This window comes from Luteimonas huabeiensis HB2, assembly GCF_000559025.1.
Lineage (GTDB): Bacteria > Pseudomonadota > Gammaproteobacteria > Xanthomonadales > Xanthomonadaceae > Luteimonas > Luteimonas huabeiensis.
This window is the reverse complement of record NZ_JAAN01000020.1, coordinates 1-23,804: the sequence shown is the minus strand read 5'-3', so window position 1 is coordinate 23,804 and position 23,804 is coordinate 1. Positions and strand designations below refer to the sequence as shown.

Annotated in this window: 24 protein-coding genes; 17 read left to right on the top strand and 7 right to left on the bottom strand. The window is 73.3% G+C overall.

The window, feature by feature from the left end:
* Nucleotides 1-2: 2 nt before the first annotated feature.
* The 5 genes from Z164_RS0107945 to Z164_RS0107925 all read right to left on the bottom strand — a co-directional run bounded on the left by Z164_RS0107945 (nucleotide 3) and on the right by Z164_RS0107925 (nucleotide 4,786).
* Nucleotides 3-305, bottom strand: a complete 303-nt coding sequence (locus Z164_RS0107945; RefSeq protein WP_024890174.1) for a hypothetical protein — start codon at nucleotides 303-305, stop codon at nucleotides 3-5.
* Nucleotides 306-323: 18 nt separating this feature from the next.
* Nucleotides 324-1,142 carry an SAM-dependent methyltransferase gene (locus Z164_RS0107940; protein WP_201769580.1) on the bottom strand — a complete coding sequence of 273 codons (819 nt, stop codon included), beginning with the start codon at nucleotides 1,140-1,142 and terminating at the stop codon, nucleotides 324-326.
* 28 nt (nucleotides 1,143-1,170) lie between these two features.
* Entirely contained in the window at nucleotides 1,171-1,725 is a 555-nt protein-coding gene (locus Z164_RS0107935) for a GNAT family N-acetyltransferase (RefSeq protein WP_024890172.1), read from the bottom strand.
* Between the two features lie 11 nt (nucleotides 1,726-1,736).
* Complete coding sequence (locus tag Z164_RS0107930) at nucleotides 1,737-3,305, bottom strand: M20/M25/M40 family metallo-hydrolase (RefSeq protein WP_024890171.1); 1,569 nt, start codon at nucleotides 3,303-3,305, stop codon at nucleotides 1,737-1,739.
* Nucleotides 3,306-3,382: 77 nt separating this feature from the next.
* Nucleotides 3,383-4,786, bottom strand: a complete 1,404-nt coding sequence (locus Z164_RS0107925) for an MFS transporter (RefSeq protein WP_236621775.1) — start codon at nucleotides 4,784-4,786, stop codon at nucleotides 3,383-3,385.
* A gap of 132 nt (nucleotides 4,787-4,918) precedes the next feature.
* On the opposite strand from Z164_RS0107925, the gene Z164_RS0107920 reads away from it, so the two are divergent.
* The 13 genes from Z164_RS0107920 (at nucleotide 4,919) to Z164_RS0107860 (ending at nucleotide 20,084) form a co-directional block, all read left to right on the top strand.
* The gene (locus Z164_RS0107920) at nucleotides 4,919-5,737 is read left to right on the top strand and encodes a helix-turn-helix transcriptional regulator (RefSeq protein ID WP_024890169.1); all 819 of its coding nucleotides are present in this window, start codon (nucleotides 4,919-4,921) and stop codon (nucleotides 5,735-5,737) included.
* Nucleotides 5,738-5,772: 35 nt separating this feature from the next.
* Nucleotides 5,773-6,606, top strand: a complete 834-nt coding sequence (locus Z164_RS0107915; protein ID WP_024890168.1) for a hypothetical protein — start codon at nucleotides 5,773-5,775, stop codon at nucleotides 6,604-6,606.
* A 179-nt stretch (nucleotides 6,607-6,785) separates the two neighbouring features.
* Complete coding sequence (locus Z164_RS20215; protein ID WP_152540887.1) at nucleotides 6,786-7,592, top strand: hypothetical protein; 807 nt, start codon at nucleotides 6,786-6,788, stop codon at nucleotides 7,590-7,592.
* Between the two features lie 74 nt (nucleotides 7,593-7,666).
* A complete protein-coding gene (locus Z164_RS23090; RefSeq protein ID WP_160170685.1) occupies nucleotides 7,667-8,494 on the top strand; it encodes a hypothetical protein in 828 nt (275 codons plus the stop codon).
* A 79-nt stretch (nucleotides 8,495-8,573) separates the two neighbouring features.
* Nucleotides 8,574-10,943 carry a peptidoglycan-binding domain-containing protein gene (locus tag Z164_RS23085; protein WP_024890165.1) on the top strand — a complete coding sequence of 790 codons (2,370 nt, stop codon included), beginning with the start codon at nucleotides 8,574-8,576 and terminating at the stop codon, nucleotides 10,941-10,943.
* 66 nt (nucleotides 10,944-11,009) lie between these two features.
* Nucleotides 11,010-11,876, top strand: coding sequence for a hypothetical protein (locus Z164_RS0107895; RefSeq protein WP_236621774.1), 867 nt, complete (start codon nucleotides 11,010-11,012; stop codon nucleotides 11,874-11,876).
* Between the two features lie 530 nt (nucleotides 11,877-12,406).
* Nucleotides 12,407-12,736, top strand: coding sequence for a hypothetical protein (locus tag Z164_RS22390; protein WP_024890163.1), 330 nt, complete (start codon nucleotides 12,407-12,409; stop codon nucleotides 12,734-12,736).
* A 17-nt stretch (nucleotides 12,737-12,753) separates the two neighbouring features.
* On the top strand, nucleotides 12,754-13,431 hold the full coding sequence (locus Z164_RS22385) for a lysozyme inhibitor LprI family protein (RefSeq protein WP_024890162.1): 678 nt from the start codon (nucleotides 12,754-12,756) through the stop codon (nucleotides 13,429-13,431).
* A gap of 54 nt (nucleotides 13,432-13,485) precedes the next feature.
* Nucleotides 13,486-14,610 (top strand): peptidoglycan-binding domain-containing protein, encoded by a 1,125-nt coding sequence (locus tag Z164_RS20200; protein WP_024890161.1) that lies wholly within the window; start codon nucleotides 13,486-13,488, stop codon nucleotides 14,608-14,610.
* Between the two features lie 223 nt (nucleotides 14,611-14,833).
* The gene (locus tag Z164_RS0107875; RefSeq protein ID WP_152540886.1) at nucleotides 14,834-15,553 is read left to right on the top strand and encodes a hypothetical protein; all 720 of its coding nucleotides are present in this window, start codon (nucleotides 14,834-14,836) and stop codon (nucleotides 15,551-15,553) included.
* 83 nt (nucleotides 15,554-15,636) lie between these two features.
* Nucleotides 15,637-16,119, top strand: a complete 483-nt coding sequence (locus tag Z164_RS0107870) for a hypothetical protein (protein WP_024890159.1) — start codon at nucleotides 15,637-15,639, stop codon at nucleotides 16,117-16,119.
* Nucleotides 16,120-16,314: 195 nt separating this feature from the next.
* Nucleotides 16,315-18,492: a TonB-dependent receptor gene (locus tag Z164_RS0107865; protein ID WP_024890158.1), complete on the top strand. Its 2,178-nt coding sequence runs from the start codon at nucleotides 16,315-16,317 to the stop codon at nucleotides 18,490-18,492.
* 227 nt (nucleotides 18,493-18,719) lie between these two features.
* Nucleotides 18,720-20,084 (top strand): glycoside hydrolase family 16 protein, encoded by a 1,365-nt coding sequence (locus Z164_RS0107860; protein ID WP_024890157.1) that lies wholly within the window; start codon nucleotides 18,720-18,722, stop codon nucleotides 20,082-20,084.
* Between the two features lie 70 nt (nucleotides 20,085-20,154).
* Here the strand turns inward: Z164_RS0107860 and Z164_RS0107855 are convergent, their stop codons facing one another.
* Entirely contained in the window at nucleotides 20,155-20,607 is a 453-nt protein-coding gene (locus Z164_RS0107855) for a hypothetical protein (RefSeq protein ID WP_152540885.1), read from the bottom strand.
* Nucleotides 20,568-20,822, bottom strand: a complete 255-nt coding sequence (locus Z164_RS0107850) for a hypothetical protein (protein WP_024890155.1) — start codon at nucleotides 20,820-20,822, stop codon at nucleotides 20,568-20,570. The genes Z164_RS0107855 and Z164_RS0107850 overlap by 40 nt, the downstream gene beginning before the upstream one ends.
* Nucleotides 20,823-21,169: 347 nt before the next feature.
* On the opposite strand from Z164_RS0107850, the gene Z164_RS0107845 reads away from it, so the two are divergent.
* The 4 genes from Z164_RS0107845 to Z164_RS0107830 all read left to right on the top strand — a co-directional run bounded on the left by Z164_RS0107845 (nucleotide 21,170) and on the right by Z164_RS0107830 (nucleotide 23,596).
* Nucleotides 21,170-21,778: a BPSL1445 family SYLF domain-containing lipoprotein gene (locus Z164_RS0107845; protein ID WP_024890154.1), complete on the top strand. Its 609-nt coding sequence runs from the start codon at nucleotides 21,170-21,172 to the stop codon at nucleotides 21,776-21,778.
* A gap of 207 nt (nucleotides 21,779-21,985) precedes the next feature.
* Nucleotides 21,986-22,237, top strand: coding sequence for a helix-turn-helix domain-containing protein (locus Z164_RS0107840; protein ID WP_024890153.1), 252 nt, complete (start codon nucleotides 21,986-21,988; stop codon nucleotides 22,235-22,237).
* 37 nt (nucleotides 22,238-22,274) lie between these two features.
* Nucleotides 22,275-23,012: a YoaK family protein gene (locus tag Z164_RS0107835; protein WP_024890152.1), complete on the top strand. Its 738-nt coding sequence runs from the start codon at nucleotides 22,275-22,277 to the stop codon at nucleotides 23,010-23,012.
* Between the two features lie 101 nt (nucleotides 23,013-23,113).
* Entirely contained in the window at nucleotides 23,114-23,596 is a 483-nt protein-coding gene (locus Z164_RS0107830; protein WP_024890151.1) for a pyridoxamine 5'-phosphate oxidase family protein, read from the top strand.
* Nucleotides 23,597-23,804: the final 208 nt, after the last annotated feature.

Genomic DNA, 23,804 nt, shown 5'->3' with positions numbered 1-23,804 from the left:
CTTCAGTCGGGATCGAATCGGATGCCGTCTCGGTCACCGCGATCGTCCCGGTCGTCTTCCTCATCGCGATCGGGCGAATCGAGCGGGCCCTCGGTTTCGCCCTGGTCGGGCGTGGCGACCATGCACATCATGAGCGCCCGCGCCCGCAACAGCCGCCCGAGCGCCGCGCCATCGCGCGCGCGCAGCGCCTCGCGCTGGCTTGCGTCGATCTGTAGCGCCTCGACCGCTGCCGCGTACGCGGCACCCGGGTCCGCCGCGAAGGCGCCCCGCCCCATCGTGTCCAGAAAGCCGATCGCATCCGACATCGCAGTCCCCTCTTCCCCTCAGTTCCCGGCCGGCGCGCCGGCCCATACGTCCGCTTGGCATTCCAGTCGCGCGATCCGCGCGAGCATCGCCTCGTCGCGCTGCAGCGGCACCGCCGGCGGCACGACGAGCGTCGTGTGCTGCGCGGTCGGCGCGTCCGCCAGGGCCGACAGCGGCACGGCGTCCGTGCGGGGCGCGGCGATCGGCAGCGTAGCAGCTTCGTACAGCCACACGAGGTGCCCGGCCGGATAGTCCTCGCGCAGCCGCTCGACCAGCAGCCGACGGTGCGCCGCACCGGTCGAGGCGCGTCTGACCGAGCGGTCGCCGGCCACCCCCACCTGCCACAGCACCAGGTAGGCGGACGGATCGACGCGGCGCCGGTAGAACATGAACTGGCTGGCTTCGTAGTGCTGGCAGCCGACCCGGCCGGGATCGATCCCGAGGTCGGCGTAGAGGCAGTCCTCGGCCGAGATGCCGGGCTCCATGCGCGCGTCGAACCCCTCCTCCCTCGCCTGCGCGACGGCGCGGTGCGGGACGGCGGCGAACACGCCGGGATGGCCGTAGAACGCGCCGCAGACCGAGCGCCCCGCGCGCACTTCCGCCAGCATCGCCTCGACCATGTCGCGGTAGCTGTCGTGGCGCGACCGGCCAGGGGCATAGAAAAGTTGCAGGCTGCGCACGTCCGGGTGCATGCGCTGCACCCACAGTTCGACCAGGGGATCGGAGACCGCGACGAACACCACGTCGGCCTGCTCGATATGGCTGCGCGCGCGCGGCGCCAGATGCGCCCCGAGCATCATGCCCAGTCCCACGCAGGCGAGTCGCCCCCGTCCGCCCATGCCGTTCCCCTGCTCCCGAAATGCGACTCTATTCTCGTTCCGGCACCGATGCAAAGCCCGGGCGGGCCGGCCACCCGGCCCGGTCCAGGCGCCAGCGCGCGTAGCCGTCGCGGTTCCCGTCGGCGACGAACCCCGTTCGGCGCATCAGCCCGGCTGCGCCATGGTGGCCCTCGCGGTGGCGGGTCCAGACCGAAGCCAGCCCCGGAAACGCCCGCAGCCTGGGCAGCAGGCCGCCGATCGCCTCGCTGGCGTAGCCCCGATCCTGCCGGGACGGCGGCAGCAGAAGGCCCAGTTCCGCGCTGGCGCGCGCGGCATCGAATACCAGCGCCATCAGGCCGAAGCCCTCGCCCGCGGCATCGCGCAACACCCAGTAGGCGGCGCCCGGCGGATCGGTAGCCAACGTCGCGAGTACCGCGTCGAAGGCGCGCGCGGCCGCGGCCGGAGCCAGCGCGGTCCCCACCTCGCGCATGGTGGCCGGATCGCCGTACAGCCGGAGGTAGAGCGCGCGGTCGCCGGCACCCAGCGGGTGCAACCGCAGGCGGCGGGTCTTGAACCCGCTGCCGGGCGGGCCGGGATCCTCCACGACGCGCGCGCCTACTGCGCCGCGTCCGCAGCCAGGGCATGCAGCAGATCCACGTAGGACCGCTCGATCTCCGCCAGGCCGGCCGCAGCCACGCCCTCGGCCGGGCGGATCAGCATGTACTCGTCCGGGCCGTGCGCGCCGGAGCCGTGGCCCAGGCCGCCGAACACGAACGGCAGCCCCAGGGTGCGGGTGAACTGGTAGAACGGCGCGCTGCCGCCCAGCCAGGGCGCCACCCGCGGCTGCGCGCCGTACTTGTTGAAGACGCCCAGCGCCGCTTGCACCAGCGGCGCGTCGACCGGGGTGGCCGCGGCCGGATAGCCCGCCAGCGGGCGCAGCGCGATCTCGCCGAAGCCCTGCGCGTCGAGATGGGCGCGGATCATCCGGTAGGCGTCCTCCGGCTCCAGGCCCGGCGGCAGGCGCGAGTCGAGCTTCGCGGTGGCCACGTGCGGCAGGATGGTCTTCATGCCCTCGCCGGTGTAGCCGCTCCAGATGCCGTTAATGTTGAGCGTGGGGTCGTACAGGTTGCGCACGATGGCCTCGCGCCCCGCCAGCCCGTCGATCCAGCGCGAGACGCCCAGCGCCGCCTGCGCGGCGCCGTCGTCGGCGGTCTCGGCCAGCGCGTTGATCAGCCGCTGCTCGTCGGGCGTGGGCGCGCGCACCGCGTCGTAGTAGCCGGGCACGAGCACGGTGTTGCCGTCGGGCGTGGTCAGCGAGGCGATCGCCTGCACCAGGCGCAGCGCCGGCGCATCCACCAGCGCCTTCAGCGAGCCGTGGATCTCCGAGCGCGCAGGCCCGCCCCAATCGCCGCCGCGCGCCTCCAGCTCGAAGTACACGATGCCCTTGACGCCCAGGTTCAGCGCCACGTCGCCCGTCGGCGCCTGGATGTTCATCGGGAAGAACGCGCCGTCGGCCTCGCGCAGCCGGTCCACCCAGGGCGCCAGCACCTCGCCGAAGTTCGGCGAGCCCAGCTCCTCCTCGCCCTCGGCGACGACGTAGAGGTTCACCGGCAGGGTGCCGTGGGTGGCGATGATGGCGTCGACGGCGTTGAGGAAAGCGCGCTGCGGTCCCTTCTGGTTGGTCGCGCCGCGCGCCATCAGCACCGTGCCCAGCGCGTGTTCGACCAGTTCGCCGGCGAACGGATCGTCGATGCGCCAGTTCGGCTCCACCGGCTGCACGTCGTACATCATGTAGACCACCAGCGTGCGCGGTGCGCCGGCATCGTAGTAGCCGAGGACGCCGGGATGGCCCGGGGTCTCGACCAGCCGCACCTCCTGGAAGCCCAGCGCGCGCAGATCGTCGGCCACCAGCTGCGCCATCGCGTCGATGCCGTCGTCCTGGGCGCTGATCGAGCGCTGCCGCACCCAGCGCTGCAGGTGCGCGACGTGGGCGTCGAGGTCGGCGTCGATGCGCGCGTAGACCTCGCCGTGGTCGCCGGCGTAGGCCGGCACCGAACCGGCGTCGAACGCGGCCTGGGTGGTCAAGGCGTACTCGGGGCGCGGCGACGGCTCCCGCGCTTGCGGCGCCGCCGCGGCCAGGCACGCGACCAGCGCGGCGGCGGCCGCGTGCGTTCGGATCGGCATTCCCGCACTCCCCAGTGGGCGAAGGCCGATCTTAGCCTCGGTGCCGGACGCGTGTCGTCACCCGGGCGGCATCCGCGCTACCGCCCGCGCGCCGCCCGCGCGAGCAGGCACAGCAGCGCGCAGGCCAGGAGCGCGGCGCCCAGGTTGCAGGCCATCCCGGCGACGAAGGCGGCCGCGTACAGCGCCTCGCGCGCGGGCCCGCCGCCGGCCAGCACCCGGCCGAACAGCAGGCCGACCACCGCCACGCCGAGCGCGGCGCCGACCTGCTGCAGCGTGGAGACGACACCGGCGGCCATGCCGGCGCGCGCTTCCTCGACGAAACCCAGCACCAGGTTCAGCAGCGGCGTCATGATCAGGCCCTGCGCCGCGCCCACCGCGACCAGCGCCGGCAGCCACCGCGACGGTTCGAGCCCGTCGCCGGCCAGGCCGACCTGCGCGATCAGCACCGCCAGCGACACCGCGTAGGCGAACGCGCCGGCGGCGATCGCCGGCGTGCCCCAGCGCGCCACCAGCCGCGGAGCCAGCAGCGAGGCGGCCACGAAGCCCACGCTGCACGGCGCGAACAGCAGCCCGGCCGCCAGCGGGTCGAGCCCGAGACCAGACTGCGCGAGCAGCGCGAAGCACAGGAAGAAGGAACTGGAGGTCGAGTAGACCAGCAGCACCAGCGCGCCGCCCAGCGCGAAGCGGGGCTGGGCGAACAGGCGCATGTCCACCAGCGGCATGCGCCCGGCGCGCCGCAGCCGTTCCTGCCGGGCGTAGAAGCCGACGAGCGCCAGCGCCGCGGCCGCGAGCGTCCACCCGCTCCAGCCCGGCCAGCCGCGCGCGGGCGCCTCGATCAGCGTCGCCAGCAGCAGCGCGAGCCCGGCGCTGACCAATGCCACGCCCGGCCCGTCCAGCGCCGGGCGCTGCGGCGCGCGCGATTCCGGGATCCAGCGCGCGGCGGCGATCGCGAACAGGCCGATCGGCACGTTGATCAGGAAGATCGTGCGCCAGCCCAGCCCGAGCAGGTCGGCATGCACCAGCCAGCCGCCCAGCACCTGCCCGGCGATGGCCGCCAGACCCAGGGTCATGCCCAGCAGGGCGAACGCGCGCCGGCTCGCCGCACCGTCGAAGCCGACGCGGATCGCGGCGTACACCTGCGGGAACAGCAGCGCCGCGGCCAGGCCCTGCAGCACGCGCGCGGCGATCAGCACCCCGGCCGTGGGCGCCAGCCCGCACAGCGCCGAGGCGGCGGTGAAGCCCGCCATGCCCGCCACGAACAACCGGCGCCGCCCGTAACGGTCGCCGAGCCGGCCGCCGGTGATCAGCAACACGCCGAAGGCCAGTTCGTAGCCGGCGACGATGAAGCCGACCTGGGCGAAGCTGGCGCCGAGCCCGGCCTGCATGCTGGGGATCGCCACGTTGACCACGAACAGGTCGAAGATGGTCACGAAGCCGGCCAGCAGCAGTACCGACAGGCCCCGCCAGGGCGGCGCGGGCACGATCGGCGCGGAGACGGCGGAACAGGCGTCTGGGGGCACGGCGGGCGCTCGCGGATCGAGGGAGCGGCGATTCTGGGAAGCACGCGATCCCGTTACAATCCGTCCGTTTATGCTGTTACTGGAGGCAACCGGATGGCGCGCTCGCTGCAACGCCGCCGCGGCGAACTGGCCGAATTCCTGCGTACCCGCCGCGAGCGCCTGTCGCCGGCCGACCTGGGCCTGCCCAGCGGCGGCCGCCGACGCACGCCGGGCCTGCGCCGCGAGGAGGTGGCCGCGCTCGCCGGGGTCGGGCTCACCTGGTACACCTGGCTCGAGCAGGGGCGCGAGATCGGCGTCTCCTCCGCCTTCCTCGACAATCTGGCGCGCGTGCTGCGGCTCGACGCCGCCGAGCGCCGGCACCTCTACCTGCTCGCCCACGCCCGTCCGCCGGTCGAGCCCGGCCGAACCTGGTGCCAGATCCCCCCGCTGGTCGGCCGGCTGATGCACGACCTGGCGCCGCACCCGGCCTACGTCCTCAACCTGCGCTGGGACGTGCTGGCGCACAACGCGCCGGCGGATGCGGCGTTCGGCTTCGGCGCGCAGCCGCCGGCGCGGCGCAACCTGCTGTGGATGCTGTTCGCCGACCCCTGCATGCGCGAGCGCATCGTCGACTGGGAGCGCCAGGCGCCGGAGATGTTGTCGAGCTTCCGCCGCGACTACGCCCGCGCCACCCACGATGCCGACACCCAGGCGCTGGTGGCGGAGCTCGAGCGCATCGCGCCGGACTTCAAGGCCTGGTGGCGCCGGCACGAGGTGCACGCGCCCTGCAGCGGCGTGCGCCGCCTGCGCCTGGACGGCGCGGCGGTCGCCTTCGAGCACACCACGCTGACGATCGACGAGGAGCGCCATCTGCGGCTGGTGGTCTATGCGCGCGCGGCGGCGGATTCCCCCGAAAACGCGCAGCAGGGCTAGACTGCGCCCCGCCCTTCGCGCATTCAGCCACCGCCATGGCCACTCGCCACCCGCTCCACCGGCTCGCCGAGACCGTTCTTTCGGCCGCTGCGCAGGGCCGCGACGACGCCGGCAGGCAGGCCCTCGCCCTCGTCGCGGCCTTCGCGGCCCAGCCGATGGTCTTCGCCGGCACCGCGAAGGCCGGTCGCGGGCACGGGATCGCCCTGCTCGACATCGACGGCCGCCCCACCCTGCGCGCCGGCATCGACCGCGCCGCCGCCGCCCAGGCCATCGCCGGCGACGCGGATTCGCTGGTCGAGGGGACCGGCGCGACGATCCTCGAGTTCGCGCAGCAGGCGCGCTTCGATCTGTCCCTGCGCACCGGCCCCGGCGCGGAGGATGTCCTCCTGCTCGACGACGAGCGCCTGTTGCTGCTGGCTCGCATCTCGACGCTGGCGACGCCGGCATCGACCCGGGCAGCGCGACACGATGCCGACGCCGTGCGCGCCTTCCACCCCGGCCCTTTCGCCGACTGGCTGCGCGACTACTGCCGCGCCCATGCCGACATCGCCAGCGCACGACTCGCCCTCGTGAGCGTCGGTGCCGCACCGGTGCCCGATCTGCTGGTCGTGCTGGATGCCGCCTCGCCGGCGCCGCACGTCGAGCGCATCCGCGCGGAGGCGCCGGCCCTGCTCGGTCCCGGCCGGCAGTTGCTCGACGCGGGCGCGCTCGGCGGCAACGCGGCGGCGCTGGCCTGCATCCGTGCGCAGCCCGCGCTCTACGAGCGCGGCCGCGACGGCTGGTGGGCGCGGCTGCGGCAGCGCCTGCGCCCGCCGCCGATCGTCCACATCGACCTCGTCGTGAGCGAGGACGCGCCCGGCGACGCCTGAGCCCCATCGCCGACGCGCGCGCCCGCGATGCCGCGGCGCGCCGCGCCCGGTCCGTCCACCATGCGCTCGCATCCGAACCGTGACCGCCGGCGCGCTGCGGTGCGTGCCGGCCGATGCGCGTACCGTCCCGCGCCCCGCCCTCGGCTAGACTCCCCCGTTCACGACCAAGGAGGCGCTCCATGCGATTGCGCACCTGCTCGATGGCCCTGCTGCCGTGGCTGCTGTGCGCATGCGGCGCGCAGGACACCGCCGGCGCCCCGGGCACGCCCACCCCAAGTCCCGCCAACCAGGAAGCCCCTCACGTGGCCGACACCCACGAACCCGCCGCCGCGTTGCCGGCCCCGCGCGCCGACAGCGTCCTGTACTTCATCAGCGGCATCGACGGCGACGGCGCCACCGACTACGAGATCGCCAACGGCAGCCGGATCCACTACTGGTACGGGCTGGAGTTCGAAGCCGCCGGCAAGCGCTACTACACCGGATTCGCCTGGATCACACCCGAGAAGTACGGCGATGCGCGCGCGCGCGGCGAGGTCGATCCCGAGGCCCGCGTGACGCTGACGCAGGCGACGTTCGAGGCGAGCGCCCCCGGCGCGCGCAGCCCATGGACGCTGGTCGGCAGCGAACCCTGGATCGGCGAGTTCGGGATCGCCGAGCGCGCCAACCCGATCGATCCCTCGCGCGTGCCGCAAACGCATGCCACGCCCTCGGGCCGGCTGTTGCTGCTCGTGCCGACCTGGTCGCAGGACGCCACCGGCGCGCGCAGCCGCGCGGTCGAGGTTCTGGTGTTCAATCCGCACGAACTGGGCGTGGACGAGCGCAGGTGGACGCACCTCGGGACGCTGCCTGCCGCCGAAGGCGACGGCGCGGTGGCGTTCCTGGCCCGCGACGGCAGCGACCTGCCCGACCTCCGCCTGGGGGGTGACAAGGCGTACGAGTACCGCTACGATCCCGTCCACAACACCTACCGGTCGACCTCACGGTAGCGGGCCAACGGACTGGCTCGGGTCGGCCTCCCGGCGACGGCGCAAGCCGTCGCCCCGCACGCATGGACACCGCGATGCAGACAGGCTACCCCCGGGCCGCGTTCCCGGACCGCTCTCCGACCGTCTTTTCCCGTTCCGCTGCGCCACGCGCCGACGCGCGCGCACGCCCTTTCCTCGGTTGCGCGGCGCGGCTGGCCGCACTCGCGCTGGCCAGCCTGCTGGCCGCATGCCAGCCGTCGCCCGAATCCGCGGCGGCGGATCCCGCGGCCTCCGTCGAGGCCCCCGCCGCCGACGCGCCGGCCGCCGTCGCCGACGCCGCGGTCGAACCGGACGCCGCCGCGCCGGCCGCGCCCGGCCCGCTGCGCGGGGCGCTGGTCGTGCTCGCCAGCGAGCAGCCGCCGTCCTGGGAGCGGCTGCAGGCGGTGCCCGGCCTGCCGCCGCTCGCACCGGCGGACGGCATCGGACGCTATCCGACCGGCCGCTCGGCGCGGCTGACCCTGGCCGGCTTCGATACCGCCGTGCTGCCCGACGGCGGCGTGGGCGCCGAGGCCGGCACCCGCGAGGGCAACGAGGGCGAGGCGATGGCCACCTTCGCCGGCACCGAGGATTCGGTGCGGACCCTGATCGTGCGCAAGTTCCATCCCCGTACCGATTATGCGCGCACGCTGCGGGCGCAGCTGCAGCCGCGCGACCGGCTGGTGCGGCGCGACGGCGTGTGCGACGACGCCGCGCCGGTCGCGGCCGATGCGCCGACCGAGTACTGGCTGGCGCTGGACGGCGGCGAGCGCACGCTGGCCGTGTCCGCCTCGGTCGATCCGGGCGGCCGCAATGGCCCGGGCTATACCGACTTCGAGTTCCGCCGCGGCGGCACCGACATCCAGCTGCCCGACTGCGACCGCTGACCGCCCGGCCGCCGAGCGGCGGCCGCGGGCTCTCCACCTGCCGGCGGGACCCGCCGGGTACCATCCAAGGAACGAAGCGATGAGCGACATTCGTAGCGACAATGCGGTCGCGACCGCGCGTGCATGGAACCAGGGCGCGATCGCCGGTCTCGACGATGCCATGACCCGGCGCCTGGTCGCCTCGACCGTCTATACCGAGAGCAACGGCGGCGATCTGGCGATCACCAACGCGCAGGGCTACGTCGGCCGCTACCAGGCCGGCGCCGGCTGGCTGGCCGATGCCGGGCTGATCGACCGCGAGCGCTACGACCGGGCCCTGCGCGACTCCGGCCACAGTTCGGAGTGGAACTGGGCGGTCTCGGGCGGCATGACCCGCTTCCTGCAGGATCCGGCGAACTGGAACGACGGCCTGAGCCTGGAGCGCTACGTCGCATCCGCCGATCTGCAGGACGCCGCCTTCAAGCGGGTCAGCGACGAGGCCTACCGGCAGGCGCTGCGCAGCGGCGTGCTGCACGAGGGCGACAGCCCGGAACACGTCGCCGGCATCCTCAAGGCGCGCCACATCGCCGGCCCCGGCGGCGCGGCGCAGGTCGTCCAGGGTCGCTCGGTGGCCGACGCCAACGGCACCAGCAACGCCGCCTACTACAACGACATCGCCATCAACCAGGACCGGCTCGACGCCCGCCTGGGCCTGGACCCGGCGCGCGAGCGCAGCGTGCTGATCCGCGGCGCGCTGGCCGATGGCCGCCTGGAACTGGACGAGCGCGGCGAAGGCGTGCGCCAGTTGCAGGAATCGCTGCAGGCGCGCGGCTACGCGGTGGGCACGCCCGACGGCCAGTTCGGCCCCACCACGCAGGCCCGCGTGCGCGACTACCAGCGCGACAACGGCCTGCCGCAGACCGGCGTCGCCGACGCCGCGATGCTCGAGGCGCTGGGCGTGGGCCGCCACATCCACGCCATGCCCGACCGCGCGCTCGACGACGGCCGCCTGCAGCGCGGCGAAATGGGCGACAGCGTGCGCCTCCTGCAGCAGGCGCTGGCCGACCAGGGCCAGCAGCTGCAGATCGACGGCGACTTCGGCCGCGGCACGCAGGAGGCGCTGCGCCGGTTCCAGCAAGGCGCCGGACTGGAGGCGACCGGCATCGCCGACCGCACCACGCTCGAGCGGCTGGAACTCGACGACCTGCTTGCCGAACACGCGGCGCGGCGCGAGGCCGAGGCCGCGCGCGCGCAAGGCGCTCCGGCACAGGGCGCCGCACCGGCGCAGGGCCCGCAGGTGTCGATCCAGACCACGACCGACGGCACGACCGCCCGGGACGCGACGCCGCAAACCGTGCGCGAGCCCGCGCAGGACGCGACGGCGACGACGCCCGGCATCGCGCTGGAGCGCGCCTACGCGCTGACCCGCGAGTACGACCACGTCACCTACAAGATGGGCGGCCGCCATCCCGAACAGGGCCAGGTGGATTGCTCGGGCTGGGTCGTGACCCTGGTGAACGCCAGCATCGACGAGGTCAACGGCCAGGCGGGCCGGACCGTGATCCCACGCCAGGATCGGCTCGCGCTGATGGAGGACTATGCCGCCCGCATCGTCGAGAAGGTCGAGCGGCGCTCCGGGGTGATGATCGAGGGCCGCGACGTCACCGCCGACGTGCTGCGCGAAGGCATGATCATCGGCGAGGACAACGGCCGGAAGGGCTGGGATGCCGGGCGCTACCGCGGCATCGACCACATCGTGATGGTGGTTCGCGACCCCACCGACGGCACGCTCAAGATCAGCCAGTCGCGCAGCGGCGAAGGCGTCGAGCTGGTCCCGCTCGAGCGCTATCTGGAGCGCAAGCATGCGCGCGGCACCGAGCTGTACGCCACCGATCCGCTGGCGCAGGCGCGCGAGCTACTGCAGGACCGCGGCGAGGCGCGCGCGCGCCCGGCGTCGCGCGACGCCGCCACGGGCTCGCCGACGCCGGACCTGCTGCGCGAACGCGACCGCGGCGAGGCGGTGCGCAGCCTGCAGGACGACCTCAACCGCCTCGGCGTCCGCGATGCCGAGGGCAAGCCGCTGGAGACCGACGGCCGGTTCGGTCCGCGCACCGCGCAGGCGGTGGAAGCCTTCCAACGCGCCAACGGCCTGGACGTCGACGGCATCGTCGGCCCCGACACGCGCAAGGCGCTGGAACGGGCCCAGCAGGAGGCCCGCGCGCAGGACGCCGACACGCGGCGGCCCGCCGCCGAGGCGCCGGAGCGCAGCGGCCTGGACGCGATGATGGAAGCGGCCAAGCGCGGCGACCTGGCCGCACTGCGCGCGGCGATGACCGACTTCGCCGGCTCGCCGCAGGGACGCGAATGGCTGCAGCAGGGCGAGGCCCGCTGCCCGCCGCAGCCCGAGCGCCAGGCCGACGCAGCCCGCACGGAATCCCGCCCCCCGCCGCAGGAAGATCTCGTCCGCTGAACCGCGGCGGCCGCATCCGCCGCACCCGCCCCCATCGATCCCCCGCACGGCGCGAGCAACGACACCGTGATTCGTCCGCACCACGACGCCCGGCCCGCACGGCCGCCCCACCGGCATCGCGCCACCGGGTGTTCGCCCTTGGCCGGCGCGCTGGCCCTGGCGGTGCTGTCCGCCTGCCAGCCCTCGCCCTCCGCGGCCGGGCCCGCACCGGCCGACGTCGCCGGCACCGCCGCGACGCGGGCGCCCACGGCGCCGCCGCTCGCCCCCGCCGCCCTGGAGCCGGCGCAGGTGCAGTCCATCGTCGACGGCCTGCTGCGCTCGGCCTACGGCGCCGACAGCTTCGACGCCTCGCGCGGCTGCTGGCGCCACACCTTCGAGACCGGCGAGGAGCCGCAGGCGTACTGCATGCGCGTCGCCGAGCCCAGGGTGGTCGCCGGCGAGCAGGGTCCGCAGGTCTACGTACTGACCTACAGCGATCCCGACGCGGGGCTCTATTCGCGGGTCGATCCCGGGCTGCAGGGCGTGTTCGCGGCCCAGGCCGGCGCCGACGGCACGTGGACGCCGCTGGCCTCCAGCCCCGCCATCGACATGGGACAGAACGGCGACTGCGGTTGCCGGGACAGCGAATTGATCCAGGTCGGCCCCGACCGCCATGGCTGGCTCTCGGTCGCCGGCGGCGTCTGGCAGGGCGTCGAGTCGAGCCTGTACGCGCTGCAGGTCCCGATCGACGGCGCGTTCCGCAACGTCTCGCGCATCCCGCGCGCCAGCGAGGACGCACCCGGCGAGGTCAACATCCTCGGAGTGGACCGCAACCGCGCGGTGGTGGCGGGCATGTACCCGCTGACGGTGACGCGCCGACGCGGCGACACGCTGCTCGACAGCCGCACGGTGGCCTTCGACCCGGTGCAGGGGGCGTATCCATGGACGCCCTAGCCTGTATCGACGTGCGGCGCACGAAAGAGGCCCCTCTGGGGGGCACGCTGTCTTTCCCTTCCCCCGCACGCGGGGGGCAGTCTGTTTTTTCCCTTCCCGCGCAAGCGGGGGGCATTCTCTTTTTCCTTCCCCCGCAAGCAAGGAACGACATGCGCCCGCTCGCGGGAACAGGAACGGCATGCGCGCGCTCGATGAAGAGGGACGAGGCGCGGCGGTCGTCCCGGCAACCGGAACGTCCACCCGGCATGCGCCGCAGCCATCGGCCGGCGGCATGAAAGAAGCGCTCCCCGTCCCCCGCAGGACCGTACCTGCGCTGCCGGTCCGCCTCTCGGCCGCGCTGGCGGTCGGCTGGACGCTGGCGGCCTGCCAGCCTACCGCGGCGGCGCCTGCGGACGCCCAGGCAGCGGCGACCGACGCCACGACGCCGCCCGCACCTGCCCAGGCGCCGCCCGTCGCCCGGCGAGACCGGTGCCACCGGCGATGCCGCGAGCGCTCCGGACGCCCCCACGACCGACGGCCTGCGCGAAGGCATGGCCTACGCCGACCTGCGTCGCGCCATCATCGCGCAAGGCTGGCAGCCGACGTCGCAGCCCGACTGCAAGCGCAACGTCGTTGGCGGGGATTTCGAGCGCATCTGCGCGCACACACCCAATCGCTGCGAGATGTGCGATCGACGGCCCGAACTGGAGATCTGCAGCGGCGACGGTCACTGCCTGCTCCGCTTCGCCAGCCGCGACGGCCGGCAGACCTTGACGATCAACACCTACGGAACGATCGAGGACGCCGAGGTGTCGGGCGACGCCTCGCGGCTGCGGGTGCCCTGGTGGGACGTGCAACCCGCGGAACGCAATCAACCCTGACTTGGAAGGAGGCAATCATGAGCGAACCCCTGGCGGATCCGATCCATCGCGGCGAATCTGACCGCGGAAACGGCGAGGCTGCTCGCCGCAGGGCGATCGGCCCGGGCCGCCGGCCTGCCGGCGCGCTCCTCGGCGCGTTGCCGGCGGTGCTGCTCGCAGGCGCGCTCGGCGGTTGCCAGCCCCCCGCTTCGACGGACGGCTCCACGCCTGCCGGGGAATCGACGGAAAGCCGCGGGACCGCCGGAACCGGCGATGCGCCCGCAGCGGCCGAAGCGACCCTTCATGAGGACGCCGCGGCGGCCGCAGCCGATCTCCGGGGGGCGCAGGCGCTGCCCGAAGAAGTCCCCGTCGCCCCCGCCTCTTCCGACCTGGTCGATATCGCCCCGGCCGATCTCCGCCCCTCCTTCCAGACCTGCCTCGACGCATCCGGCGGCGTCACGCCCGCGATGCAGGACTGCATCGACGAGGAGTACGGCTTCCAGGACGACCGCCTCAATGCCGCCTACAGGGCGCTCATGGAACGTACGCCGGGCTCCGGGCGCGACGCGCTGCGCGACGAGCAGCGGCGCTGGATCGAACAGCGCGATGCCGCCTGCAGCCCTGGCGAGCGGCCCGGCCAGGGACAGATTCTCGATGCCGGCAACTGCGAAGTGAACGCAACCGCCAACCGCGCGGCGGTGCTCGAACGACGCTGAGGTTCTTCGCGCCGGATGCACGGCGACCCACACATCGAAACAGGAGATCACGAAATGGACGGATGGCACCTCGGCATGACCTCCGCGCGCTACGAGACCGGCGGGCGCGGTGCGGGCACGATCTCGAGCGGCAGAGGCGACCACGGCGGCGCGTCCTACGGCACCTACCAGTTGTCGTCGCGGATGGGGACCCTGCAGGAATTCCTGGATCAATCCCCTTACGGCGCCCGCTTCCAGGGCCTGACCCCGACCAGCGACGCGTTCGACGCCAGGTGGCGCGAGCTGGCCCGCACCGACCCGCAGTTCGCGCAGGCGCAGCACGATTTCATCAAGAGCACCCATTACGACGTGCAGGTCCGGGCCCTGAGCCAGGGTGGCCTGGACCTCGGCGATCGCGGCCCGGCGGTGCAGGACGCGCTGTGGAGCACCGCCGTCCAGTATCGCGACCTGACGCCCGGCATCTTCCGCAACGGCCTCCGGGACAAGTTCGGCGAGTCGTACGATCTGGCCAGCCTGTCCGATCGGCAGATCGTGGAGGCGGTGCAGGACTACAAGCACGAAAACACCCAGCGGCTTTTCAGGAGCTCGCCGCAGCTGTGGGACGCGCTGCGCGAACGCGCGCTGGCGGAGAAAGCCGACCTGATCGAGCTGGCCGAAGGCCGGCTCCCGCGCCAAGGCGCGGGCAGGTCCGATCGCGACCCGCAGTCGGGCGGCACGTTGCGGATGGAGGATCGCGGCGAAGCGGTGAGGAGCCTGCAGAGCGATCTCCGCCAGCTCGGCTTCGACGGCGCCGACGGCAGGCCACTGGCGATCGATGGCGACTTCGGCCGCAACACCGATCATGCCGTGCGCGCCTTCCAGCAGGCGCAGGGGCTCGACGTCGACGGCATCGTCGGCCCGGAGACGCGCAAGGCCCTGGAACGGGCGCAGCAGGAAGATCGCCAGCAGGATGCCGGCACCCGCCAGACCGGCGCCGACGCCGGGCGCAACGGCCTGGACGCCCTGATGGAGGCCGCCAAGCGCGGCGACGTGGCCGCCATGCGCGCGGCGATGACCGACTTCGCCGCCTCCCCGCAGGGACGCGAGTGGCTGCAGCAGGGCGAGACCCCGTGCCAGGCGCCGCCATCGCGCCAGCCCGATGCGCAGCAACCAGTGCAGGCGGGCATGGCGCGATCGTGACCGAGAGCATGCTGCCGGGTGCCGGGCGATGCCGAGTACCGACCACGGGCGCGCAGGCATGGCTTGCCGCATCCGCAGTTCGACCCAAGCGCCGGCGCGAGCCGAACGCAGACCGCGCGCGCGTCGGTCAGGTCGGCCGGGCCCGCGCGTTCGCGGCGCCGACGCGGCGCACCGTTTCCATGACGCCTTGGCGGTGCGACCGCCCATCCGCAGGAGCGAAGCAGTGAAAAACCGACGTCCCGAATCGCCCCCCGCCACCGATCCCGTGGAATCGCCGGCGACCGCACCGGACCTCGTCCGGGATCCGCTGGACTTCGTCCGCCGCATGCAGCAGGGCGGCCTGGGGGCGCCGGGCGGGACGCCGGACGCCTTTCGCGACAGCGTGCAGCGCGAGCGCACGCTGAAGCAGCTGTCCGAGCTGATGGCCGCGGCCGGCGGTCGCGGCGCCGGTCCCGGCACCGCGCAGGCATTCCAGGGCCTGCCCACTGCGCAGGCGGCATGGCCCGCGCCGCAGGTGCTGGCGGACCTGCTGAAGCGGTTGCAGGCCGGCCTGCAGCATCCCGGCCAGGCCGGCGCCCTGCCGGACGGGCTGCAGCTCGACGGTCCGCTCGCCGGCAGCCTCGAACAGGCGCTGCGCCTGTTCGAGGAGGCGAGCCGTGCGACGGGCCACGCGCAGGGGGCCGGTGCCGCGGCCCTGGGGGCGCAAGCCCCGGTCGAAGCGCCGCCGCAACCCGGAAGCGAAGGTGCTGGCCTCGGCGCCCTGATGGACGCCGCTCGCCGCGGCGATGCGATGGCGCTGCTGGCGGCGCTGGCCAATCTGGCGGGTTCGCCGCTCGCGCTGGCCTGGGCCGCCACCGCCGCGCCCGCGCCGGAACCGATCGATGCCGTGGCGCCGGACGCGCCCCGGCAGGACGCCGGCCTGCGCGGCGACCCGGCGCGCTGAGCCTTCGCGGGCGCCCCGACCGATGCGGCCCGGGCCGCCCCAGCGAGCACCGCGGCCACCTCATGCACCGACCGGAGACCACCTTGTCGTATCGATTCGCCCCCGTCCTGCTGGCCGCCGTGCTCGGCATCGCGCCGACCGCCTGCCGGCCCAACGCCCCTTCCGCGCCGCCGGCCGCCGAGGCGGCGCCAGCGCCCGCACCGATCGGCCACGGACCGGCCTGCCCGGAACCGGACTTCGGGGACTTCCTGGCCCGCTTCGGCCGCGAGATCGCGTTCCAGCAGCGCGCCGTCGCCGATCCGCTCGCCAGCAGCGTCTACGTCGTCGACGCGGACCCGGCGATGCGCCACCTCGAAAGCCGCATTCCCCTGAGCGAGGTCGAGTGGCCGGTCATGCCCGATCCCGCCAGCCTGCAGGCGCAAGGCCGGGAAATGCTGATCTCCGACGAAATCGACGGCGGCACGACGGTGCTGATCCGCACGCCGGAAGCCCGCGAACAGCGGTTCTTCCACTTCGCCCGGCGCCCCTGCTGGCAACTGGTGCGTATCGAGCAGCACACCGCCTGACCGCGTCGAGGCGGGGCTTCCGGCGAACGCCGCGCGCAACGGGGCGCAGGGCCGCGGATGCGTCGCGGATGTCGGCCGCGCCGCGCTTGATGCGATAATGGCCGCTGGAGGGCGCCCCGCATGGGCGCCCTCCGCTCGTCAGCCAGGGAGCCCCGTGTTCCCAAGCCAGTCGTTTCCGCGTTGCCTAGGCTGACCATGTCCATCGATTTCCCGCGCCCCCGCGCCCTGTCTCTCGCCCTGCTCGCCTGCCTGGCTCCCCTGTCCGCGCAGGCGCAGGACCGCGCTGCCTCCCCCGACGCCAAGACCCTCGACACCGTGGTGGTGACCGCCGACGGCTCGCAGGTCGAGCTGCCGCCCGCCTACGCCGGCGGCCAGGTCGCCACCGGCGGCCGCGTGGGCCTGTTCGGCAACCTCGACGTCATGGACACCCCGTTCAACAGCCTCAACTTCACCGCCGACCTGATGCGCGACCAGCAGGCCCGCAGCGTCGCCGACGTGGTGCAGAACGACCCGGCGGTGCGCGTGGCGCGCGGCTTCGGCAACTTCCAGGAGCTGTACGTGGTGCGCGGTTTCGCCGTGTACTCCGACGACATGAGCTACAACGGCCTGTACGGCCTGCTGCCGCGCCAGTACGTGGCGGCGGAGTTCCTGGAACGGGTGGAGGTCTTCCGCGGCGCCAACAGCTTCCTCAACGGCGCCGCGCCCAGCGGCAGCGGCGTGGGCGGCGCCTTCAACCTGGTGCCCAAGCGCGCCGGCGACGACGACCTGACCCGCCTGACGCTGGGCTACGAGAACGACGGCCAGGGGTACGCCGCCGCCGACGTCTCGCGCCGCTTCGGCGCCGACCGCGCCTGGGGCGTGCGCGCCAACGCGGTGCGCCGCGACGGCGATACCGCCCTCGGCGAGGCGCGCGAGCTGGGCGTGCTGGCGCTGGGCGTGGACTATCGCGGCGAGCGCGCGCGCTTTTCCGCCGACCTCGGCTGGCAGGACCACCGCATCGAGGCGCCGCGCCCCAGCGTCACCCCCGTCGGCGGCATCCCCATCGCGCCCGACGCCGACGTCAACTTCGCCCAGCCGTGGACCTTCACCGACGAGGAGGACCTGTTCGGCGTGATCCGCGGCGAGTACGACCTCAGCGAATCCACGATGGCCTGGGCGGCGCTCGGCGTACGCGACGGCAAGGAACACAACGTGCTCGCCAACCCGAGAGCCGACGCCGCCGGCAACCTGACCGCCTCCCAGTTCGACAACGTGCGCGAGGATCTGCTGCGGACCGGCGAGGTCGGCCTGCGCACCGAGTTCGAGACCGGCGCGGTCGGTCACCGCATCAGCGTCAGCGCCTCGTTCTTCGACCTCGACTCGCAGAACGCCTTCGCGACCGGCGCGCGCAACGCCATCGGCAGCCTGTATGCGCCGATCGCGATCGCGCCTCCGCCCATCAATCCCCCGGTCGGCGACATGTCCGATCCGCTGACCACCAGCAGGACCCAGACTGCCAGCTACGCGATCGCCGACACCCTGAGCCTGGCGGACGATCGCGTACTGCTGACGCTGGGCGCGCGCCGGCAGACCCTGCGCCAGTCGAGCTACGACTACACGACCGGCGTGCTGTCCAACCGCTACGACGACAGCGTGACGACGCCGGTGGCCGCGCTGGTGTTCAAGCTCGGCCGCCAGGTCTCGCTGTACGCCAACTACGCCGACGCCCTGCTGCCGGGCGAGACGGTCAAGCAGACCAGCGCCGACGGCACGCCGATCGTCAACGCCGGCGAGATCCTGTCGCCGTTCCGCTCGAAGCAGTACGAGGCCGGCGCCAAGTTCGACGCCGGCGGCTGGGGCGCGACCGCGGCGCTGTTCCGCATCGCCAAGCCGAACGCGATCGAGGAGGACTACGTCGTGCGCGACAACGGCGAGCAGCGCAACCAGGGCCTCGAGTTCAGCGCCTACGGCCAGCCGGTCGAGGGCTTGCGGATCCTCGGCGGCTTCACCCTGCTCGACGCCACCCTGCAGAAGACCGAGGGCGGCGCGAACGAGGGCAACACGGTGCTGGGCGTGCCCGAGGTGCAGCTCAACGCCGGCGTGGACTGGGACGTGCCGGGCGCGGACGGGCTCAGCCTGGATGCGCGCGCGGTGCACACCGGCCGTCAGTTCGCCAACGACGCCAACACGCTGGAACTGCCGTCCTGGACCCGGTTCGACCTCGGCGCGCGCTACGCCTTCCAGGCCGGCGGCCGGCCCTGGACCTTGCGCGCGCGCGTGGACAACCTGTTCGACCGCGGCTATTGGGCCTCCACCGGCGGCGCTTCGGGCGCCAACTACCTGGTGCTGGGCGCGCCGCGCACGATCACGGTCTCGGTCTCGGTCGATCTCTGACCCGTGGCGCGCGGCCGTGCGCCGCGCGCCGTCGCGGATCCGTGCTGTCGCGCAGCATGGGGCTCGTGCGCGCAGGCGCGGTTTCACCGCGCCTGAACACTTTTCCGTGACTGACATCGACGATCCGCGCGCTGCCGGCGGAGGCCGTTGACAACGCTGTCATCCGGGGAAAAGTCTGGCCGCCGGCTGCCATTCCGGCGCCGACCACACTCTCCAAGGAGCTCCCCATGGATACGGAACGCTTACGCGCGCTCGCCCTGCCGCTGGCCGCCCTGCTCGGCGCGGCGACGCTCTCGCCGCCCGACGCGCACGCCCAGGCCCTGGTCTGGGAGGAGAACTTCGACGGCCCCGGCATCGACGGCAGCAAGTGGATCTACGACGTCGGCACCGGCTGCCAGCTCGGCATCTGCGGCTGGGGCAACGGCGAGCTGCAGTACTACACCAGCCGCCCGGAGAACGCCCGCATCGAGGACGGCCGGCTGATCATCGAGGCGCGGCGCGAGACCTTCCAGGGCAGCCCGTTCACCTCGGCGCGGCTGAAGACCGAGGGCCGCATGCACTTCCGCTACGGCACGCTCGAGGCGCGGATCAAGACCCCGCAGGTCGGCAACGGGCTGTGGCCGGCCTACTGGATGCTCGGCGCCATCGGCGTGTGGCCTGCGCGCGGCGAGATCGACATCATGGAAGCCGGCTCGGCCGCGGCGATCGCCGACGGCGCGGCCAACCGCCGCATCGGCGCCGCCGTGCACTGGGACTACAACGGCTCCCAAGCCGACTACGGGCAGGACTACGACAGCCCGACCGACCTGCACACCGACTTCCACGTCTACCGCATGACCTGGGACCCGCAGTTCATCCGCGTGTCCATCGACGGCCAGCAGTACTTCGAGTTCGCCATCTCCGACATCGAGGGCGCCTCGCTGCACGAGTTCCACCAGCAGCACTTCCTGCTGCTCAACCTGGCCGTGGGCGGCACCTACACCGGCATCCTCGCGCCCGAAGGCGTCACCGCGCCGCTGCCCGGCCGCATGGAGGTGGACTACATTCGCCTCTACCAGGACGCGCCGGGCAGCGAGCTCTACATCGGCAGCACCGCCGCTGCGCCGCCCGGCCGCTTCGGCGTCTACAGCGAGCAGTCGGGGCTGAGCGGCGCGCTCGACTTCGGCGCCGACGCCGACCTGTTCCTGTGGCACAACCTGACCCCGATGCCGGCCGCGCCGTTCGAGGGCGGCGAGGTCATGGCCTTCCGCGCCAGCGCGGGCCAGTGGTTCGGGATGGGCATCGTCACCGACTATCGCAACATGTCCAACTACGCCGGCGGCGCGCTGAAGTTCCACATGCGCACCACCACCCAGGCCAGCTTCAAGATCGGCATCAACACCTCCTTCGGCGACAGCTGGGTCGACTTCGTCGCCGGCGGCCCGGGTTACGGTCTGGTGCGCGACGGCAATTGGCACGAGGTGACGATCCCCTTCAGCGCCTTCTACGACCTCGACCTGCACGCGGTGAAGCAGATGTTCATGCTGGTCGCCGACCCGCCAGCCGCCGACGTCGAGTTCCACATCGACAACGTCTACTACCAGAGCCCGTGAACCGATCCTCCCGCCGCGAGGGCAGCCGCCTTCGCGGCGATCGCGCGGCCGCGCGCGAACGGTGCGGGTCTCAAGGCGTCGCGGGCGGCGGATCGAGCCTGCGCAGGCAGCCCCAGTCGAGCGCGACGGCAACGGCGCTGCGCCGAGGATCGAGCGGGCTCGCATCGTCGCACTCGCGCAAGGTGCGCGCTTGCCGCCCCTTGTCCCAGACCAGCGTCCACAGGTGCCTGCCCGGCGCCGGGCAAGGCACGCGCCGAGCATCCGCCGCGGTGCTGCGCCTGCAGTAGGGCGAACCGTCCCGGGCCTCGAACTCGACCAGGATCTCCGCGCCGCGCACTTCCAGCCGGGCGACTTCCCCCGGGATGTGCAGGGCCGCATCCGGCCCATGACCGACGTCGCGCATGCGCGCCCTGGCCTCGAGTTCCCATGCGCCCGCCAATGGGGCGGGCACCAGCCGTGGATCGTCCGGCTTCAGCGGCGTCATCACGACGACCTGGTTGTGGCAATCGAAGTTGGCCCCCACGCACGTCGCGTCTCGATCGCCACGATCTCGCGCACGCCATCGCCGTCGAGATCCGCCACCTCCACGAAGCCGGCGCGATAGTCGTACTGGATGTCGTCGCCAGGGTGGTAGTCCACCCACGCCTGCGCGGCGCGCTCGGCCTGGGCCTGGCTCGGTCCAGTGTCGCCCTGTACGGCCAGGGCGCCCATCGCCATGCTCCATGCAAGAAGCCACATGCGGGTATGCCTCCTTCGTCGCCGTGCGGCCGGCGGCGATCCAGCATATGGGACATCTCTGAGCGCGTCGCGGGGCGCCGGGCCGATCCAGCGATCCGTCGGCCGCGCGGCGCGGCGGTGCCGGGCGCGGCCGAGGCGCTGGCACGAGCCGCGGTCACGGCGAGATCGATGCGCCCAGGCCCGCGACGAACTGGCCCGATTCCGTTGTCGTCATGAGGCAGCGCGCACGGCGTGCCCGCCCCCGATCCCGGTGGCGGGACGCGCCGCGCAACGTCGACGAGGCGTGAACCGTTTTCGACAGGGCCGGGACTACAGTAAGCGCCCCTTCCGAAATAAGGACATGCGCGATGCACACTCTCCATTCGCTTCCGCGTCCCCGCCGCCTCGCCGCCGCCCTGCTGGCCGCCGGCATGGTCCTGACCGGCGGCGGGCTGACCGCCTGTTCGACCACCGCCGGCCACACCGCCGCCTCGCCCTCGGCCCAGCGCGCGGAGATCGACAGCGCCGCCGATGCCGCGCTGCAGCGGCTCTACGAGAACGCGCCCGATGCGCGGCAGCTCGTCCGCGACGCGAAGGGCGTGCTGATCTTCCCGACCGTGGTGCGCGCGGGCCTCGTCGTCGGCGGCGAATACGGCCGTGGCGTGCTGCGCGTGGGCAACCAGACGGCCGGCTACTACCGGACCGCGGCCGGGTCGCTGGGCCTGCAGGCCGGCGCGCAGTCCAGCGCCACCATCCTGCTGTTCATGACCGACGAGGCGCTGGCCAAATTCCGCAACAGCAACGGCTGGACCGTCGGGGCCGATGCCACGGTCGCCGTGGCCCACGTCGGCGCCAACGGCAACATCGACACCCAGACCATGCAGCAGTCGGTGATCGGCTTCGTGCTCAACAACGCCGGATTGATGGCCGGCGTGTCGCTGGAAGGCTCGCGGATCACCCGCATCGCCGACCTCTGAGCGGCCGGCCGGGGCCCTGCGGCACGCGCGCCCAGCCGCGTCCGCAGGCCCCGGGCCACCCGGCGGCCGGGAACTGCGGCATGCCCCGGCCATCGATGGATGCGAAGACACGGGTGATGTCCTGAACATCGTCTTCCACGCCTGAGGCTTGCCCGGCGCGGCATGGCGGCGGTATGGTGAGCGTTCCCGCATGCCCGCCCCGATCGCATGATCTCCGCCGCCCAACTGCGCGCCGCGCGCGCGCTCCTCGGCATCGACCAGCGCCGCCTAGCCGAGATGGCCGGCGTCTCCCTGCCCACGATCCAGCGCATGGAATCCAGCCCCGGCGACGTGCGCGGCATGGTCGGCACGCTGACCCGCATCGTCGAGGCGCTCGACGCCGCCGGCATCGAACTGATCGGCAACGAACGGCCCAGCGAGGGCCGCGGCCGCGGCGTGCGGCTGAAGGCGCCGGCGTGAGCGGTCCCGCCCGTCGGCTGCAGCGGCGTCCGCGGCCATGACCGAGCGGCTGCCGCGCTGGGTCTGGGTGGGCGCGATCACCCTCGCCTGCATCGCCGGCATGGTCAACGTGGTCGGCTACCTCGGCTTCGAGCATCTCGCCGTCAGCCATCTCACCGGCACCACCAGCCTGCTCGGCGCCGCGCTCGTCGAAGGCGACTGGCGCTCGGTCCGCCACCTGTGGGCGATCCTGATCGCCTTCAGCCTGGGCGCCATGCTCAGCGGCCTGATCGTCCAGGACAGCACCCTGCGCCTGGGCCGCCGCTACGGCGTGGCGCTGGCGCTGGAGGCCGTGCTGCTGGCCGCCTCGGTGCCGATGTTCGTCCACCAGCAGCTCAACGGCGCGCTGCTGGCGGCGATGGCCTGCGGCCTGCAGAACGCGATGGTCACCACCTACAGCGGCGCCGCCGTGCGCACCACGCACCTGAGCGGCATGTTCACCGACCTCGGCATCGGCCTCGGCCACCTGATCCGCGGCATGCCGCTGCCGCTGCGGCGGCTCACGCTCAGCGGCCTGATCATCAGCGGCTTCCTCGGCGGCGGCATCCTCGGCGCCTGGCTGTTCCGCGCGATGCACTACTACGCGCTGCTGATCCCGGCCGCACTGACCGGCCTGACCGGCATCGGCTACGTCGCCTACCGGCACTGGGCGCTGCGGCGGCAGCGGCGCTGGCTCGGGCGTGAACACGGCGCACCGCACGCGGGCGCCGGACAGGACGGGACCGGCACCGGCTGAGCGCGAACGCCTGCGCACCGCGCGCCGCGCACGTCGCGTTCACCGCGCAGCGCCTAGAACGGGGCTCCCGGCGTCGCCGACGCCACGACGGAACGTCCGCCATGCCCACCCCGCAGGAACTCGAAGCCAAGCTCTGGAAGGCGCTGAAGTCCGACCGCACCGTGATGCTCGGCGTGGACGGCGTCGAGGACGGCCACTCGCGGCCGCTGACGGCCTTCGTCGAAGGCGAGTCGGGGCCGATCTGGTTCTTCATCGGCAAGCCCAACGCGATCGTCGATGGCCTGTCCGAAAGCCGCCGCGCGATCGCCGCCTTCAGCTCCAAGGGCCACGACCTGTTCGCCAGCATCCAGGGCAACCTCAGCCTGTCCCGCGACCGCGCGGTGATCGACCGCCTGTGGAATCCCTTCATCGCCGCCTGGTTCGAAGGCAAGGACGATCCCAAGCTGGTGCTGCTGCGCTTCGACCCCGAGCGCGCCGAGGTCTGGCTCAACGAATCCAGCCTGCTGGCCGGGGTCAAGATGCTGCTGGGCATCGACCCCAAGCGCGACGCCGAGGACAAGGTCGCCGACCTCGACCTGCGCTGAGGACGACCGGCCCATCGCGACGGCGGCTGCCCAGGGCGTATCCCCATTCGATCTGCAGCGCCGAAGCTGTCCCCGCTCGCGCTTGCGGGAGCATGCCGTTCTCCCGCAAGCGGGCGCATGTTGTTCCTTCTCCCGCGCCGGATGAGGGCCGCTTTAGGCGCCTGCGGCGTGCCCCCATCCGCCTTCGGCACCTTCCCCCGCTTGCGGG